Source organism: Tumebacillus flagellatus, assembly GCF_000714935.1.
GTDB classification, from domain to species: domain Bacteria; phylum Bacillota; class Bacilli; order Tumebacillales; family Tumebacillaceae; genus Tumebacillus; species Tumebacillus flagellatus.
The window spans coordinates 1-2,416 of the sequence record NZ_JMIR01000074.1; the positions used below are offsets into that span (position 1 = coordinate 1).

The window sequence follows — 2,416 nt, forward strand, 5'->3', positions numbered from 1 at the left end:
AAGCGGTCGTTTTTGACTTTGATTTTGCCGACTGAACGGTCGGCGTCGGCGAGCCAGTCTTCGGTTGGCACTGACGGCTTCGAGCCTTGTCCACCTGGGACGTCTTGCGATCCGAGGTCAAGGACTTTGTTATACGTCGGGTCGGTGAGGTGGGCGGATTCTGCGTCGGAATGCGTGGCGCTCACCGAGGGTGCCGAGTAATTTTGCGGAGTCATCGTCGCTTTTCCGTTTGGAAGGGCGTAGTTGAACATCACCGCATGGTCAATGCCGTAGATTTGAAGCTTGTCCACGATCCAGTAGGAGTAGTTTCGCATGATTGTGTAGTTTTGGGTCACCACTTGGGTGTCGGATTTATTAATCCATGTTGTAATTGGATTTCCCGCTTCGTCTGTGGAATCTTGCGGCTCCTGCCAAGTCAGGTTGTAGGTTTTTTTTACGGTGATCTGGTAGGGCTTTTGCCCGGTTTTTTGCTGGTAGTGATAGTCGTAGAGATACCGTTTGCCCCCTGCTTGGGTGTAGAGTTTCTCGTGGGTCGGAATCCCTTGCACGACGTTGAATGCTTCTGTCGGGTAAGGGTCTGCCCCGATCTTGCCCGAGGAATTCGGGTCAAGGTCGCTTGCCCCTGCATCTTGGGGAGTCGGCGGTGGAGTGTTTTTGATTACCGCTTTTTGGGCGGTGTTTTCGGCAGGGGTTTTATTAATATCCGTAACCTCAATCGTAATAGAACACTTTACGTTTTGATTGGTTCCGATGTGGATCTTAATCGGCAGGTCGGAAAACCCATCTTCCGTGCCGCTTAAGGCACCACTTTTATCTCCAGCGTTCACAAAATCACAGTGCTCAGTTTTGACAATTTGGTATTTTGCGAGTTTATTGTCGCTCGAAGTAACTTGCGCCTGAAAGGAGTAAGTTGCAGGTACTTCCGTAACAGTGCCGTCTACTTGATCAGGAGCATCAATAAAACCTTTTACAATTGGTATTGATGGCGGGTCCCATTGAGCCAAGATGTCGTAATACTGTTTAAAGGCACTCGTATCCGCCCAAGGTTCCGCATTTTTGATTTCATCAAGCGTGTAGTAATGCGTGGGTTTTAACGTACCATCTATTGAAACTTGGAAGATCGAGTTTAGGTAAATGGGGTCGCCGGCTTTGATGTTGCTTAATCCAGCCTCTTGTAAAGCGGCCATAACATCTGCAACTCCGACTTCAAAAGAGGTGGTGACCACACCATCACTTACAGTACGACCAGTTTCCACCATTTTATTCGATTGAATCATGCCATACTTGCCCGTATTCGGATTACAGTGCGTTTTGTTTGAATCGGTGCATTTCGGGACTCCCTGAATGATCCAACCAGTGGTTACGTAGCGAATACCTGTGGTAGCTTCGGGGTCCACCGTTACGAACTTGATGACACCTTTTGTAATGCGAACGTTAACGTCCGCATTCGCTTGTGTGGGGAACATAAGAAGTAAAACAAGGCAGAGAAACAGAGATCCCACGGATTTCCAAAAACGTCCCATTGTCAGTTCATTACTCCATCGGACGAATTATTGAATTGTAAGTTAAACTGGCAATGTTATCCACAGCCAGATTTGCTTCTCCCGTGGTCGAGCCCAAAGAGATATCCGCATATCCGCTGTACCACTTCCCTTTTTCATAAGTGCCAGGTTTATAATAGACGTCATAGAGAACCTTCTTGTCTTGGTCAAAGTTCAAAATCCGAAACTTCACTTTCATCCGGATGTTGTATCCCATCCAGTTTTCATAGATGATGGACGGTTCAGGTTCTACAGCCCCTTCGATTTGGATGTGATTTTCTTTTACCCAGTCAACGTACTTCTGGACGTCAGGCAAATACCTTCCCCCTGTATTGGTCGTGTTGTACACTTGATCGGCCCATGAGTAGTCAATCGTGTGGTAGTCGGCATTAAGAATCGATTGATAGTGTTTCTTCACCCTGTCGACCCAATGGTCAATGTTAGATTTTTTAACCTGAGGATCTGTCGCAAAAACTTCTTTTGGCACATGCAATGTACCATCCGCAACCAGCTTATACGGCATCTCATACATCTCATTCGGCACATCATTCAAGATATACGGGAAATCGGCTGCGTTCTTTGGAAGATTGGTCTTGCGCACTTGTCTTCCCCAAAGGTCTCCGGTGGTCGGGGACGGTTGCGCATCCGGGTTGTCTCCTGCACTTCCGTTAAACATGATGACCACCATGTTTTGTGCACCATCCCATTTCACGTCCGCACCTAAAGTTTCACTGACAAAGCGCAGCGGTACATAGGTACGGTCATCCTTCATAACAGCTTTTGTATCCAACTTAACGGAGGCACCGTCGACTGTCGCAGTGTCTTTCCCGATTCGCAGATTGATATCCTTGCCTTGCAAGTTGATTTCCACCATA

Annotated in this window: 2 protein-coding genes; both read right to left on the reverse strand. The window is 47.5% G+C overall.

The annotated features are described in order from the left end of the window. Nucleotides 1-1,523: DUF5704 domain-containing protein (locus tag EL26_RS22905; RefSeq protein ID WP_038094776.1), on the reverse strand; the 1,523-nt coding region annotated here is incomplete at its 3' end. Nucleotides 1,524-1,533: 10 nt separating this feature from the next. Next, on the reverse strand, nucleotides 1,534-2,416 hold an 883-nt coding region (locus tag EL26_RS22910), incomplete at its 5' end, for a copper amine oxidase N-terminal domain-containing protein (RefSeq protein WP_038094779.1).